Here is a 13,791-nt window from a genome sequence, read left to right as displayed (position 1 = left end):
GGTGATTGGATGAGTTCTTCTAGAAAAAGTGTGGAGAGGGGACAATCGATTACTTTTCGTATCCCCTCGGATACACCGGATCATTTATTAAAGCAGCTGTCCCAGTTAAAAGAGAAAGAGCGTCGTAACTTTTCAAGTAAAATAGCACAGTTCGTCCTTGAGGGAGTCAACGAGTCCCATTCGAAAGATAAAGAAACGGTAACCATTCCACTTCCAAAGGCATTAACGAAAGAACAGAGAAATTGGATAAAGCATGAACACTCGGAAGCTCTAATCGGAAGTATTCTCTATCAGCTTATGATGGATCCTGTAAGGGCTACTTCTTTACTTGCATCTTTGAACAGTAATGCCTATAACATTGATGATGCTCTCTATCTTCAAGAAGAAGCTGCTTCGGAAGAAGATGCACCTCCTCAGGCAAACATCGAAACCGTGAAGGAGAAGGCTGTCCTGCCGGAAACTCCGTTGGAGATAGACGGAGACGATGACTTAGATGACTTGGATCTGGATAACCTTCAGGTGGACTTTCAGGAACAACGACAAGATGTTGAAGAAGAAACCGATGATGATCTGCTGGGAGATTTTTTATCCAGAATGAATAAGTAAGCCCCTCGTATAAGCAGAGAGGGCTTATTTTTATTGGAAAATATTGAAACCAATGGATCTTAGAGACCGTATATAATCTAAAGTTCCGGAGGTGTAGATAATGGCAGTCATTTTAGAAGTGATTGAATGTAATGTGGATATACAGAAAGAGCAGATCTTAAGCGATGTCAACTTCCATGTCAACTGCCATGAGATCATGGCTTTGGTCGGTCACAATGGAGCTGGGAAGTCGACTCTGATGAAGACGATGATTGGTTCGCGCGCCAAAAAATCTGGAACGATATCCATATCAGCTAAAGACCAGGATAAGAATTATAAAGTATATAAAAAGAATTTCACCTACATCCCGGAAGAGCCCTTATTGTTTAGCGAATTGACAGTCTATCACCATTTTAAACTCTATCAAAAAAGTTATTCGGTTCCAGATGATGTTTTTGAAAACCGTGTAAAATCCTACACTGAAGGATTTGAACTGAAAGATAAGTTGGATGAATACCCGGAAGCGTTATCCAAAGGGATGAGACAAAAAGTTCAAACGATTTGTGCATTGATTCCAGACGTTCCTGTATTATTCATTGATGAACCTTTCATGGGTTTGGATGTTTATGCTGGTCGATTCCTTGAGAGTGAATTGCAGAAGAAAAGAGAAGAAGGATGCAGTATCGTATTGACCACACACCAATTAGATAAAGTATCTGAACTTGCTGATCGTTACGTAATGCTCGTTGAAGGCAAAGTATCTTCTTCAGGGGTAGTGTCGGAGTTTCACGAATTAGAAAGAAGATCTACATAATGATTGAGGATACGACATACTACGTCTATAAATGGATCCGGGTCAAAAGGCTGCAGAAAAAGATGGAGATGTATAAACGGACCTACAATCTTGTCGTAGATCCTGTATTAGTGTTCTATAGCATCTTATTCTTAATGTTTTGTTTGTTTATAGGTTACGATTTTTTACAGCAACTCCTACCTATATTGGAAGGGAGAGGGACATTTATTGCCCCGTTTGTCTTGATTATTCCTTTTATTGCGGTAATGAGTGGATGTATGACGTCCCTTACAGACCCAGGCATCCGTTTCGGTTCATCTGAATTACAGTTGGAGCAGTTGCCTCATTCAAGAAATAAAATCATTGGCTATTTATTTGTAGAAAAAACAATGATTCGTGTATTCATTATCTGTCTGATTCCACTGCCTTCGGCTTATCTTTTGATGGATTGGAAGCCAGCCGTTTTATGGGTGTTTATGCTGATTCTCAGCTATCCGTTGTCTTTATGGGTGCAATGGAAGGTCTTTTCTTATTCGCTTGCCGTTAAGATTCTATTACCCCTATCAGTATTGGCCATGACTCTGTTTTATATTAATGGAGGCCCGCGCCTCATTCTTTTCGCAGGCTTAACCGTTATCGTGTTTTGGGTAACTATGAGAAAGGTAGAAATGAACTGGTTGAGGATGATAGATATAAATGACGCACGAATTTGGAATATGTGGCTGGTAGGGCAGTTCACACATGTGAATATCAAACCGCCAAAAAGGTATGGGGTTACAAAGTCCATTTGGAAAAAGAAAAGAGGACGTCATCATTCGATGAGCCATTTATTCGGACGTATATGGCTGGGCTACTTCCAAAGGTCTATGGATATAGTTTTAAAGACGATTTCAACGGTTTGTCTGATTGTACTGGTCATCCCATTACGAGCAGAATGGATGTTGATGTTTACACTCCCAATCGCCATTGCCGTTTACAATGAAGTGGCGGGTGGACTTTTTTCTGATGTGGAGAATGTCTTCCATGCTATACCTATTGAGGAAACAGATTGTAAAAAGAGCTATTTGCAGTGGGCTTATTTAGGGGCCGTGCCTATGATTGTGACCTTGATCATGGTACAGGTGCTGCTTCAAGTTTCATTCGCAGGAATAGTGATGCAGGTGATGGCTACGGTCATATTTGTTTTTTTCGATTTAGCGAAGGTCGTATCTGAACGAATGATGACTGTTCAAAAAGAAAACTTTTACAAAAAAGAATGGACAAGAGTAGCCTCTCTGATCCTTATAGGAGCAGGTATCTATCAGCCATTAGTTTTACTTGGACTTCCTATATTCCTGTTGAAGCACGTCAGTCATTCCCCGATAGAAATAAAAGAATAAAAAAGATCCTCTGTTTCATGTCAGAGGATCAGTTCAAGCGGTTGTGCTCAGCAAATGCGATGAATGACTTTTCATCTTCAACTAATCCGCACGCGCCGCACTGGACTTTCATTTGAGGACCTTTATATGCCATGTGGAACGGGTCTATGTTTTCCGAAGAATAGGTTTCATCATGTTCACCAGTTCTAGGATTCATTTTGATAGCTATTGCTTCTTGTTCAATTAAATTGAAACGGGAACGATTGGTTTTACAATTGGGACATAAATACGGTTGCATATTCATCCACCTCCAATATTAAGTTCCCCGAAATTCTTTAAATTATAATGAATGATGAAAAAAGCGATGTGTTGAATGAACCTCATGCACATAAGGATACTCAAGTGATATGAGGAAAAGCGACATGTGATATGTTTATATATCCCTTATTTCCCCGGAAATACAGGTTCAGGAAGCTACGGAACGAGATCCTGTCTTTATATATCTTGCTTGTATAAGTCTCTTTCTTACGGTGATACCAATCCATGCGGCTAAAAAAGCTTTAATGAGCCCAACAGCTATAAAAGGATAAACCCCAGCTGCGAGTGCTTGATTCCAGGACATATCGAGTACGAATTTCAATTGAATCATTCCACACATTAATGTGATGATCATACCTATCACATTCGCTATGATGGCCATCGGTAAATGAAAGGTCGTCTTCTCTAAGATATACCCCGTGATGAACGCAGTAAGGATAAAGCCGAATATATAGCCCCCGGTAGGCCCGGCTAAAACCTGCGCACCACCACTGAACCCTGCAAATACCGGAAGTCCAACAGCACCTAAGGCAGCATATCCAATCATAGCCGCCGCTCCCTGTCTGCTTCCAAGTATAGTAGCTGTCAATCCGACTGCTAATGTCTGGCCGCTGATCGGTACAATCGGCAGGGGGATTTCAATTTGAGCCATAATAGCTGTCAGTGCAGCGAAAAGAGCTCCGTTTATGATGAACCTTAATTTCTCACTTTGTGCAGACATAAATCGCATCCCCTCTTTTGTTAACATATTTTATTTAAGGTTAACATAAAAAGAGGAGCGTGTGTTTTTTATTAATTTCCTTTTATAGGAAATATGTCATCTTTATAGGTATTGAGCTTCATTTTTGTACAGCTAACCATTGATATAGATGATGGCAATCTGTCAGACTTTTTAAACTATCAGTAAGATGGTACAAAAAAGATTTGATATGAGGTAAAATAGGGTAATGTAAAATTAACGGAGGTTTTACAATGTTTACAAACAATAAATATATAAATAAAAAAATGGGTTTGAAACTAGTAGTCTATCTAGTAGTTATTGGCCTTTTCTGGTTAAAAATGAACTATATACAAACAAGCATTTTTTCCCTTAATGTTGAAAATTCCAATGAAGCGAATATCCTGTCTTTTAATCCACTGAGCAGTATCTTTCTGATTTTTGGATTGGGAATTCTTCTTGGGGGACGTCGGGGAATGTTTGTTTCCTATATCCTAGGTTCCATTCTTTTATACGTAAACGTTCTCTTCTATAGAGAATACAACGATTTCATTACAATCCCGATGCTGAATCAAGTGGCAAACCTTGCAGACCTTGGTGGTAGTATTACTACCATTATGAGTCCCATGGATGCTCTCCTGTTCGTAGATGTTCTCGTGGCTGGTTTTCTATTATTCTATTTGAAGCCATCTCGCCTGCAGTCTTTCATGCCGAAACGCAGAGAAGGCTTGATCCTTGCGATTGTTGCCGTTCCATTGTTCATGATCAACCTTCAATGGGCAGAAACGGAACGTACGGATCTTTTGGAACGTACATTTGATCGTAATATGCTCGTGAAATATATTGGTGTCATCAACTATCATGTTTATGACATAGTCCTTCAAGGTAAAACGGAGATGAAAAAGACGCTGGCCGACAGTAACGAACTCGTCCCTGTCATTAATTATTTGAACGAAAATAAATCAGAAGACAGCAATCGTATGGAGGGGGCTGCGGAAGGGAAAAATGTAATTTTAATTTCCCTTGAGAGTACACAGACGTTTGTTGTCGATAATACACTGCACGGTGAAGAGTTAACGCCTTACTTCAATGATTTGAAAGAAGAAGGAGTTTACTTTGATAATTTCTACCACCAGGTAAAACAGGGAAGAACTTCAGATTCGGAATTCCTACTTGCAAACTCCATGTATCCCTTGAACCGTGGAGCCGTATTCTTCACCCATTCTTCAAATGAATACGAAGGTCTTCCGGGGCTGCTTAGTGAAAATGGATATGTGACCAATTCCATGCACGCGAATGATAAGACGTTTTGGAACAGAAATGTGATGTATGATTCTTTAGGTTATGACGAGTTTTATTCAAAAGAAGATTATGAAGTGACACCGGAGAAGTCTCATGGATGGGGCTACCTTGATGAGTATTTCTTTGAAGATTCCTTGAACATGATGAAGGAAATGGATAAACCGTTCTATTCTAAATTGATCACGCTGACGAACCATTATCCTTTTACCCTTCCTGAAGAGCAGAAGTTCATTGCTGAAGGGGAGACGACGAGCGGTACATTGAACCGTTATTTCCAGACCATCCGTTACCAGGATGAAGCGCTCAAAAAATTTGTAGAAGACTTTAAAAATTCCGAGCTGTATGATGACACGATTCTTGTCATGTACGGGGATCATTTCGGAATTTCTGAAAACCACCAAGAGGCGATGGGCGAATATCTGGATAAAGACATCAATGAGTTCGAGCAATTCCAATTGCAGCGCGTCCCTCTACTGATTTATGGAAAAGGAATCGACTCTGAAAAAAATCACACAGTCGGTGGTCAAGTCGATCTGCGGCCAACGCTTACGAATTTACTAGGTATCCAGGATGACAACCCTATTCAATTCGGACATGATCTTCTTGATGAGGATCGTCGTCAGTTGATGATTACCCGTGATGGTAACTTTGCCAGTGAGGAACATGTTGGTATTCAAGGAACATGTTATGATCGGGAAACAGGGGAAGAATTAGAAGCAGACCTCTGTACAGAAGGCTTTAATAAAGCTCAAGAAGAGTTGGAGATGTCTGATTCCATCATATATGGCGATCTGTTGCGTTATCTTGATGAAACTGAAATGGTGCAAAGTGAAAGCACCTTACCGAACCAAAATAAAGAAGAATAATTATAAAAGGCCACTTTCCATATGGAAAGTGGCCTTTTTGCCTTTTAGTGAAACTGCAGGGGGATCAACAGAAATATCGCCCCCTTATAATTCACTTTCTTTTTTCTTGGAGAAAACGGTGTAAAGGACGTAAATGACGACCCCGATAGCGAGTGCTATTTTACCAGTCCTGTAGCCGACATCTCCGGATATGAAGTCATAGATGAAGAACCCAGCGAGGATGAGACCGGCAAGAATCATAAACAATATTTTCCATTTCTTACTCATCATCTATCGCTCCTTTATTCTTCTATACCCTGCACATGTGATTTTAACCCAATATATGTAAAAAGAAAGGGGGAAGGGTAAGACGTAACTCTGAAGGAGTTACGTCTTACCCTTTAACGATATCAAAAGATATCCAACCAAACTTTAATCGTGGTTCCTAAAATGAGAAGAGCAAGAACGGTTTGCAATACTTTTGTATTCACTTTTTTACCTGCCATGGCGCCAAGAGGGGCCGCGATCAGACTGGCAATCACCATGATGGCCGCTGGGAAGTATTCCACCTGTCCAGTCGTTACTTTTCCGATTGTCGCTCCAATGGATGAAATTAAAGTGATGGCCAGGGAAGAGGCGATTGTCATCCGTGTCGGGATTTTTAGAACAACCAGCATGATTGGAACTAAAAGAAAGGCGCCGGCAGCTCCGACAATCCCTGCTCCGATTCCTACAATTAATGCAAGCAGGGCGGCTAGAGGTTTGTTAAAGGTGACTTCATCTAATGGTTTGTCATCGATACCTTTCTTCGGTACGAACATCATGACTGTCGCAATTAAAGCCAGAACACCATAAACAATGTTGATGCCATCTTCAGACATGAACCTCGATCCAAACCCACCTATAAAGCTGCCGATCAGAATGCTGACACCCATATATACGATGAGCGTTTTGTTCAAATACCCGCCTTTACGGTACGCCCATACACCACCAATCGTTGCGAAAAAGACTTGTACGGCACTGATTCCCGATACTTCGTGGGCCGTGAAGGCTGTAAAACCTATAAGTGGCGGTATATAAAGCAGCATCGGGTATTTGATAATGGACCCGCCAATTCCAAGCATTCCAGATATATAAGAACCTATGAAGCCTATTAAAAAGATCGTCATGATTAGTCCGAATTCCATTGTATTACCTCCTATAAAAAAGGGAACCACTGCAGGTTCCCTTTATTCTATCTTGAGTCAGTCAGGCGTGATCTGATTATTCTCCTTTTTTGATCCAGAACTTGAATATACCGTTATCTTCTTCTGTTTGTAAAAGTTCATGACCACCTGATTTTGCCCATGCGGTCAAATCTGCCTTTGCACCTTGGTCTGTTGCGTGGATTTCTAATACTTCTCCCGCTTCGATGTTATTCATGGCTTTTTTAGTTTTTACGATCGGCATTGGGCAAGCTAATCCTGTTGCATCCAGTGTTTTTGCTACGTTCATAATTGAATACCTCCAAATGTTAAGTTATTTATTGTGGAGAGCGTGGGCTTCCAGGCTCATGATTTTTTATCTCACGGCACAACGGTTTGGCCCAATCTCCATTTCACGCTGATCTTCATTGTCCGGGCTGATTTTACCCATGTTTGTTTCACGAATCTCTTGATAAGCATTCGGTTGAGGCGGAAGATTCTCTGTTACCATTTTTCTGAACGCATCCTGATCATCAATGTTCAGACCATGGTTCTTTTCAAAAAGCGTTCCTAGTTTTTCTGCAACTGTACCGTCTTCGTTCAACTCATCCATGATCATAAAGTGAGCAGGGAGGACAATTAGTTCGTCAGAAAGCTCTTTATAACGTGTATAAAGAGTTTCTCTAAGGTCCATGACCCAGTCATCTGCTTTCCCGGCAAGGTCCGGACGTCCTATAGAATCAATAAATAGGATGTCGCCTGTCATCAAGTATTGATCATCTACAACGAAGGAAGTGGATCCTTTCGTGTGTCCAGGAGAGTACAACGCATGAATATCGATGTTTGTATTTCCTACCGTGACATGGTCTCCATCACGAAGTGGTTGGTAATCGAATGTCACTTCACCAGCATCTTCGGGAGGCAGCCAATATGTGGCACCTGTTTGTTCTGCAATTTTGCGTCCACCAGAAATGTGATCGGCGTGCAAGTGCGTATCAAAGACGTTCGTGATTTTCACACCGAGTTCTTTAGCGAAATCAACATAAACATCTGTCATTCTTGTTGAGTCGATAATCGCTGCTTCTCCGTTAGATACAACCATGTAAGAAAGGCAGCCTTTCCCGATACGTACGAACTGATAAAGTTCGCCGCCATCTTTCAGGTCATTGACTTTGACAGGCTCCAGATGTTCACTCCAGGCTTTCATGCCGCCTTCTACGGAGTAAACATTTTCGAATCCTTCTTCCACAAGCATTTCAGCAACCATTTGAGAAGATCCGCCTTTGGCACAAACGACAGCAATTTCTTTTTCTTTTGGAAGCTGATCGACAATTTCTTCGACACCATCAAGGAGATCGAAATAAGGAATGTTCAGATAAGAAAAGTTTTCGCCTTCTATTTTCCAATCTTGATAGGCGTCTTCGGTCCGTACATCAAGAAGGAAAAGTTCTTCATTATTCAACACTTTATCGGTGATTTGTTTAACCGTCATGTTTTTTACAGCCATCTTATTACCTCCCGGGGTATAATTTTTCGTAAAAAAATATAGATTTAAAGTTTTGTTAGTTCGCCGTTCCAGCCACTCATGCCTGGAATTACATTGTAAACATGCTCAAACCCTTTTTCTAAAAGCTTCTGAGCAGCAAGGTCACTGCGGCTTCCTGTACGGCAGACGACATAGATCTTCTTCGTACGATCCAATTCATCTGCACGTTCATCTAGTTCTCCAAGTGGAAGAGACGTTGCTTCAGGGATATGCTCGAAGGCATACTCAGCAGATTCGCGCACGTCTACCAGCAGGACATCATCGTTCTTGCGCAGAACATCCAGCTCTTCGTTGTCTACAACATTCGGATGTTTCTTCTCTTGTTCTTCTTCACCACTTGATTTGCGGATATAATGCTTGAGGACGTCTCCTTCTTCAATCGTTCCTAAATACTGATGTCCTGCACTTTTCGACCATGCTTCAAGGTCTGCTTTTGAACCTTTATCAGTAGCCTGGATCTCAAGGACTTGCCCAGCTTCGATGTCCTTCATTGTTTTCTTTGTCTTCACAATAGGCATAGGACAAGCTAATCCTTTGGCATCTAACGTAAGATCTGTTTTCAATTCCATTCTTACATTCCTCCTCTACCCTTGCAGGTATATTGTGTTCAGTCATTTATTTAGTAGGGCCTTCCCAGCTCATCATGCCGCCTTCCATGTTCGTCACATCGTATCCTTTTTCGGCCAGGATTTGAGATGCACGACCGCTGCGACCGCCGGAACGGCATACCATAATATAAGACGTATCCTTATCCAATTCATCTGTACGTTCTTCAACAGTACCCAGTGCGATGTGCTTTGCCCCAGGAATCATACCTTCTGCCACTTCCTCATCTTCACGTACATCGATAATGTTTAGTTCTTTACCTTCAGATAGTTGTTGTTCTACTTCTTTTGCTGTCATTGTTTTCATATATGATTCCTCCTCATTAGATAAACAGGTTCACATTTCCCTCTTCTGCATCTGCAAGATAAGCAGCTACACCTGCATATTGAATATCTTCCAGTAATTCTTCTTTCTGCAATCCTAAAAGATCCATGGTCATTGTGCATGCAACTAAGTTAATTTCCTGTTCCTGAGCCATTTCAATGAGGTCTGGTAATGGCATTGCATTGTGTTTTTTAATCACATCTTTGATCATTTTAGGGCCAAACCCTGCAAAATTCATTTTAGAGATGCCCATCTTATCTGCTCCACGGGGCATCATTTTACCAAATATTTTTTCCATGAAGCCTTTCTTTACTTGAATATTCTCATCTTTACGAAGGGCATTCAATCCCCAGAAGGTGTGGAAAATCGTAACTTCGTGGTCATAAGCTGCGGCCCCGTTTGCAATGATATAGGCAGCCATTGCTTTATCATAATCCCCGCTGAATAGAACAATATTCGTCTTTTTTGTTTCAGACATGCTTCATCCTCCTAATATTTATAGTTATACGCGTATGGGTATATTTTGCTGTAAAAAAATTATCTGCTTTTGACAAGCAATTGAACGGCTTCGTTAATGGATGCTTCTTTGTTTTCTTGATCGTCAGCGTCCTGGATACACTCCACAAGGTTGGAGCTTACCACGAGCCCGATCGCACGGTCAATCGCACTTCTGGAAGCGGAAAGCTGAGTAATGACATCTTTACAGTCTTTATTTTCTTCCATCATTTTCAGAACGCCTCGCAGTTGACCTTCCAAGCGTTTGATTCTATTTTTGGCTGCATCATTATATTCCACTGAATAAGACCTCCCTTGTGAAGTGTGGATCGTTCGCTATTGAACAGTACATGACTCATAATATACCCCTGTAGGTATAATGTCAACACCCAAGCTCGTATTTTCTTGGATAATGCCTATAAGTCCGTATCAAACTAAAAGCGAGGTGAGGAATATGGAGTTATGGATGGATACCCTTAAAGTAATCGGAAGAATTTTGACCATTCTGCCTCTGCTTCTGGGGGTAGGTCTCTTTATGGGCAAGCGTTCAATCGGTGAGCTTCCTGTATTTGATTTTTTAGTCGTGCTCGTATTGGGGTCTGTTGTTGGAGCAGATATCGCAGATCCTAAGATTGATCATATTCATACGGTGACAGCGATTATTGTTATCGCTCTTTTACAGAAATTTATCGTATGGGTGAAGCTCCACCATCGAACGATCGGCAAAGTTCTAACCTTTGAACCGACGATCGTGGTTTATGATGGAAGAATGGTGGAAGAAAATATTTCAAGGATTCACTATTCGCTTGATAACATTACACACATGCTCAGGGAACAGAAAGTATTTGAACTGGGGAGTGTCTCTTTGGGGATCATCGAACCTAATGGCCAACTCTCGGTAAAGTTGAAAAACGAAAAAGAAACGCCGACACGGGAAGACCTTGGTCTTTTACATAGGGGTGGGGGTTATGATATTCCACTTATTCTTGATGGTCAAATGCAAGAAGATCTCTTGGCCCGCTTAGGAAGGGACAAGGAATGGTTGAATACTGCACTAGGAGGACACAAAATTCAAGAGGTCTTTTATGCTGCAATTACAAGCCAGGGGGCGTTCCATTATTCGTTAAAAGGAAAAAAAGCGGAAGATTTACCTCCCATTGAACATTGAGTGGAGGGAGGAATGAAAAGAGCCACCGCTTAAGGTGGCTCTTTGGGATATTATACGCTCTGGTCAAGGCAGCGCTTTAACCTTTCTTCAACATCACCGGCCATTTCCTGAATGGTTTGATCATCGACCATTTCTGTCAGGGAAGTCGGTTTCGGCATACCGATTTTAGTTTTATGTCCATCTTCATAAACGACCATCTTACAAGGGAGGAAATACCCTGCCATTACATTTTCATTTAGAATGCGTTGAGCTTCTTTGGGATTGCAGACTTCCAGGACTTTAAATTCTTTTTCGAATTCCAGTCCTTTTTCGTGAAGCTTATCCTTAATGTCGAAATTCCATAATACGCCGAATTGTGCTTCTTTCAAATTAGCTTCAAGACTCTCGATGGCTTCATCAATTCCTTTGTCTGTTTCCACAGTATAATGAAACATGGAAAGACCCTCCTTGATCATAAATTCTTCTTATCCATACCCGTTGAGGTATGAAATTAATCATTCTCAGCGGCAGAACCTTACACAGCTTTAATTTGAGAGGAGAGCCGCATTTTCTTTCCGGCATAAAATGACGTAATGATCGATATTTCGGAAATTTTAGTGAATTAAATTGACAAAGGTTTTTAGCTGTATTATGATTGGCAACATCAATAAAAAAGCAAATGAATTTTCTTCTTATCTAGAGAGGTGGAGGGACTGGCCCTACGAAACCTCGGCAGCGGAACTGATCTATGGATCAGAAACTGTGCCAACTCCAGCATGTGCGAATGCATGTGAAAGATGAGGAGAGACGGTATCTCATACAGGTTGGGAGCCCCTCTTCTTATTTTTTAAGAAGAGGGGCTCTTTTTGCGTCTAGGAGGGGACAAAATGATCCAGTTCGAAAATGTTTCAAAGGTTTACGATCACAATGGGAATGACTTGAGAGCTGTAGACCAAGTGGATCTCACTATTCAGAAAGGTGAGATTTTTGGAGTGATCGGCTTTAGTGGAGCCGGTAAAAGCACCTTGATCCGACTTGTCAATCTGCTGGAGCGGCCGACGGAAGGAAGGGTGCTGGTGAATGGGGAGGAATTGACCAGTCTTTCCAAGCCTGATTTGAGGCAGGTGAGGAAGCGAATCGGGATGATCTTTCAACATTTCAACCTGCTTGAGTCCAAGACTGTTCACCACAATGTCGCTTTTCCATTGTCATTATCAGGGACCCCGAAAAAAGAGGTGAATGAAAGGGTTGAAGAAATCCTTGAATTCGTCGGCCTTTCTGATAAAGCGAAGCAATATCCAGAGGAATTATCCGGGGGGCAGAAACAGAGAGTCGGCATTGCAAGGGCTTTAGCCACATCGCCAGATATTTTGCTATGTGATGAAGCGACATCGGCTTTGGATCCAGAAACAACAAAATCAATATTGAAGCTGTTGAGAAGAGTACGGGATGAATACGGGATAACGATTCTGATGATTACACACGAAATGAATGTCGTTCGAGATGTATGTGACAGGATCGCCGTCATGGAAAATGGACGTGTGATTGAAAAAGGATCGATTTTCAACCTCTTCTCGAATCCTCAACATCCGACCACTCAAAATTTTGTTCGGACGGTCCTTGAAAATGACATCCCGGCATCGATCTTAAAAGGGATTGAGGAAAGAGGATCCGCGAGGAATATTTACAGGGTGACGTTTGTAGATGAGAGGGCTGGCGAACCCGTACTTTCTCAGGTGGCGAAATCATTTCCTGTAGAAGTGAATGTGCTGTTTGGGCAAATTACAGAACTTCAAGGTACACCGTTCGGTCACCTTGTCGTAGAACTTCAAGGGGAAGATCAGGAAATTCTCCGGGTGATCAATCATATTCAACAAAGAGTATCGGTCCAGGAGGTGTCTTCACATGCAGGTTAACTTAATGGATTTTTGGCCGAAGATTTGGGAAGCGACGTATCAGACATTGTTGATGGTGGGGATCTCCTTGCTGGCTGCTACTTTGATCGGCCTGCCTTTGGGGATTCTTCTCGTCGTAACGAGACAGGGAGGGCTGTTGGAAAATAAAACACTGTTCGGGGGTTTCAGTGCCGTGGTGAACTTTTTCCGTTCTATTCCTTTTATTATTTTGCTTGTGGCCATCCTGCCATTTACACGACTGCTTGTGGGTTCCTCGATAGGTACTGCAGCAGCGGTCGTCCCACTCGTGATTTTCTCTGCTCCTTATATTGCTCGTTTGGTAGAGAGCAGCCTCATGGAAGTGAAACCTGGAGTCGTTGAGGCGGCGGAAGCGATGGGAGCTACCCCGTGGCAGATCATACGCAGAGTATACATACCGGAAGCGTTAAGTTCGATTGTCCTCAACTTAACGATTGCGACGATCGGTCTGGTGGGAGCATCGGCTATGGCCGGTTTCGTAGGAGGCGGAGGTCTTGGAGATCTCGCGATATCGTATGGATACCAGCGATTTGAAACAGATATCATGATCGCTACAGTTTTACTACTTGTTCTAATTGTACAAATCACACAGACGATCGGAAACATGGCGTCTAAAAAGATACGAAGACAATAGGA

The 13,791-nt window shown here is 41.8% G+C and carries 18 protein-coding genes and 1 riboswitch; of the genes, 7 read left to right on the top strand and 11 right to left on the bottom strand.

Annotated features, from left to right (window positions below; genetic code table 11):
* Nucleotides 1–9: 9 nt before the first annotated feature.
* The 3 genes from ACXADE_RS18910 to ACXADE_RS18900 all read left to right on the top strand — a co-directional run bounded on the left by ACXADE_RS18910 (nt 10) and on the right by ACXADE_RS18900 (nt 2,757).
* Nucleotides 10–606 carry a hypothetical protein gene (locus ACXADE_RS18910; RefSeq protein ID WP_474981970.1) on the top strand — a complete coding sequence of 199 codons (597 nt, stop codon included), beginning with the start codon at nt 10–12 and terminating at the stop codon, nt 604–606.
* Nucleotides 607–706: 100 nt separating this feature from the next.
* On the top strand, nt 707–1,399 hold the full coding sequence (locus tag ACXADE_RS18905; RefSeq protein ID WP_474981969.1) for an ABC transporter ATP-binding protein: 693 nt from the start codon (nt 707–709) through the stop codon (nt 1,397–1,399).
* Nucleotides 1,399–2,757: a hypothetical protein gene (locus ACXADE_RS18900; RefSeq protein ID WP_474981968.1), complete on the top strand. Its 1,359-nt coding sequence runs from the start codon at nt 1,399–1,401 to the stop codon at nt 2,755–2,757. Before ACXADE_RS18905 ends, ACXADE_RS18900 begins: the two co-directional genes overlap by 1 nt.
* A gap of 28 nt (nt 2,758–2,785) precedes the next feature.
* Here ACXADE_RS18900 and ACXADE_RS18895 read toward each other — a convergent pair whose 3' ends face one another.
* A complete protein-coding gene (locus tag ACXADE_RS18895; protein ID WP_474981967.1) occupies nt 2,786–3,034 on the bottom strand; it encodes a DNA alkylation repair protein in 249 nt (82 codons plus the stop codon).
* A 168-nt stretch (nt 3,035–3,202) separates the two neighbouring features.
* Nucleotides 3,203–3,775, bottom strand: a complete 573-nt coding sequence (locus ACXADE_RS18890) for a biotin transporter BioY (protein WP_474981966.1) — start codon at nt 3,773–3,775, stop codon at nt 3,203–3,205.
* Between the two features lie 251 nt (nt 3,776–4,026).
* On the opposite strand from ACXADE_RS18890, the gene ACXADE_RS18885 reads away from it, so the two are divergent.
* Complete coding sequence (locus ACXADE_RS18885; protein WP_474981965.1) at nt 4,027–5,940, top strand: LTA synthase family protein; 1,914 nt, start codon at nt 4,027–4,029, stop codon at nt 5,938–5,940.
* An 84-nt stretch (nt 5,941–6,024) separates the two neighbouring features.
* On the opposite strand, the gene ACXADE_RS18880 is transcribed toward ACXADE_RS18885, so the two are convergent.
* The 8 genes from ACXADE_RS18880 to ACXADE_RS18845 form a co-directional block, all read right to left on the bottom strand.
* A complete protein-coding gene (locus ACXADE_RS18880; RefSeq protein WP_474981964.1) occupies nt 6,025–6,207 on the bottom strand; it encodes a hypothetical protein in 183 nt (60 codons plus the stop codon).
* Between the two features lie 122 nt (nt 6,208–6,329).
* Complete coding sequence (locus tag ACXADE_RS18875) at nt 6,330–7,106, bottom strand: sulfite exporter TauE/SafE family protein (protein WP_474981963.1); 777 nt, start codon at nt 7,104–7,106, stop codon at nt 6,330–6,332.
* Nucleotides 7,107–7,182: 76 nt separating this feature from the next.
* Nucleotides 7,183–7,413, bottom strand: coding sequence for a sulfurtransferase TusA family protein (locus ACXADE_RS18870; RefSeq protein WP_474981962.1), 231 nt, complete (start codon nt 7,411–7,413; stop codon nt 7,183–7,185).
* 66 nt (nt 7,414–7,479) lie between these two features.
* Nucleotides 7,480–8,610, bottom strand: a complete 1,131-nt coding sequence (locus ACXADE_RS18865) for an MBL fold metallo-hydrolase (RefSeq protein ID WP_474981961.1) — start codon at nt 8,608–8,610, stop codon at nt 7,480–7,482.
* Nucleotides 8,611–8,654: 44 nt separating this feature from the next.
* Nucleotides 8,655–9,218 (bottom strand): sulfurtransferase TusA family protein, encoded by a 564-nt coding sequence (locus ACXADE_RS18860; RefSeq protein ID WP_474981960.1) that lies wholly within the window; start codon nt 9,216–9,218, stop codon nt 8,655–8,657.
* 46 nt (nt 9,219–9,264) lie between these two features.
* A complete protein-coding gene (locus ACXADE_RS18855; protein WP_474981959.1) occupies nt 9,265–9,561 on the bottom strand; it encodes a rhodanese-like domain-containing protein in 297 nt (98 codons plus the stop codon).
* A gap of 16 nt (nt 9,562–9,577) precedes the next feature.
* Entirely contained in the window at nt 9,578–10,057 is a 480-nt protein-coding gene (locus ACXADE_RS18850) for a DsrE/DsrF/DrsH-like family protein (RefSeq protein ID WP_474981958.1), read from the bottom strand.
* Nucleotides 10,058–10,116: 59 nt separating this feature from the next.
* Nucleotides 10,117–10,374, bottom strand: coding sequence for a metal-sensitive transcriptional regulator (locus ACXADE_RS18845; RefSeq protein ID WP_474981957.1), 258 nt, complete (start codon nt 10,372–10,374; stop codon nt 10,117–10,119).
* Nucleotides 10,375–10,528: 154 nt separating this feature from the next.
* Here ACXADE_RS18845 and ACXADE_RS18840 point away from each other — a divergent pair, with 154 nt between their 5' ends.
* Nucleotides 10,529–11,242 (top strand): DUF421 domain-containing protein, encoded by a 714-nt coding sequence (locus ACXADE_RS18840; RefSeq protein ID WP_474981956.1) that lies wholly within the window; start codon nt 10,529–10,531, stop codon nt 11,240–11,242.
* Nucleotides 11,243–11,292: 50 nt separating this feature from the next.
* On the opposite strand, the gene ACXADE_RS18835 is transcribed toward ACXADE_RS18840, so the two are convergent.
* A complete protein-coding gene (locus ACXADE_RS18835) occupies nt 11,293–11,676 on the bottom strand; it encodes a DUF302 domain-containing protein (RefSeq protein WP_474981955.1) in 384 nt (127 codons plus the stop codon).
* 234 nt (nt 11,677–11,910) lie between these two features.
* Nucleotides 11,911–12,025: riboswitch (SAM riboswitch) on the top strand.
* Nucleotides 12,026–12,108: 83 nt separating this feature from the next.
* Here ACXADE_RS18835 and ACXADE_RS18830 point away from each other — a divergent pair.
* The gene (locus ACXADE_RS18830; protein ID WP_474981954.1) at nt 12,109–13,137 is read left to right on the top strand and encodes a methionine ABC transporter ATP-binding protein; all 1,029 of its coding nucleotides are present in this window, start codon (nt 12,109–12,111) and stop codon (nt 13,135–13,137) included.
* Nucleotides 13,127–13,789 carry a methionine ABC transporter permease gene (locus ACXADE_RS18825; RefSeq protein ID WP_474981953.1) on the top strand — a complete coding sequence of 221 codons (663 nt, stop codon included), beginning with the start codon at nt 13,127–13,129 and terminating at the stop codon, nt 13,787–13,789. The genes ACXADE_RS18830 and ACXADE_RS18825 overlap by 11 nt, the downstream gene beginning before the upstream one ends.
* Nucleotides 13,790–13,791 lie beyond the last annotated feature (2 nt).

Source organism: Halobacillus sp. ABR2_026 (assembly GCF_056158545.1).
Note: the sequence above shows the minus strand (reverse complement) of the source record. Positions and strands in the feature narration are given on the sequence as shown.